This is a genomic window from Nostoc sp. 2RC (assembly GCF_014222165.1).
Lineage (GTDB): Bacteria > Cyanobacteriota > Cyanobacteriia > Cyanobacteriales > Nostocaceae > Nostoc > Nostoc linckia.
In genome coordinates, this window is sequence record NZ_JACKZU010000797.1 from 1 (window position 1) to 500 (window position 500).

Below are 500 nucleotides of genomic sequence, written 5' to 3' on the forward strand. Positions count from 1 at the left end.
GATTGTCATAAAGTGGCGATCGCGTTTTTCATATCATCTTCACTGACCTCGATGTAAGCCGAAAGTACCTTCAAGTCAGCGTGCCCAGTAATTTTTTTAATCATCGCCAAGTTGATACCATTCTTTGCCAGGTTAGTGATGAAAGTCCGGCGGGTGGAGTGCGTTGAAACACCTTTACCTGACAATCCAGCCTTGTCAACCGCAGACCGTAAAATATCATCAGCCCATCGCAAGGTGATGGGCTTGTCACCCGTCCGGCAGGGGAATAACCACTCCACACCTGGGTCTGGCTTGTATGAAGACAATAGCTCTGCCAAAACTGGATGTACTGGTACTTGTCGATTTGACCGCTTGGCTTTAGGTTTTTGGGTGGACTTAGCTTTATCTAGAGTTTTTGGTTTAGCCTTGCGGGTTCTAGCCCGGAAATTGATATACTCCCTTGGTGTACCATCCTGGGTATAAACGTCAGCAACTCGTAGCTTGACAATCGCTCCCCAGCG

1 protein-coding gene is annotated in these 500 nt (G+C 47.8%); it reads right to left on the reverse strand.

Features of this window, described 5'->3' with window-relative positions; all coding sequences use genetic code 11:
• Positions 1–5 precede the first annotated feature (5 nt).
• Positions 6–500 (reverse strand): site-specific integrase (locus GNE10_RS35030; protein WP_185570573.1); only part of this gene is annotated, 495 nt, incomplete at its 5' end.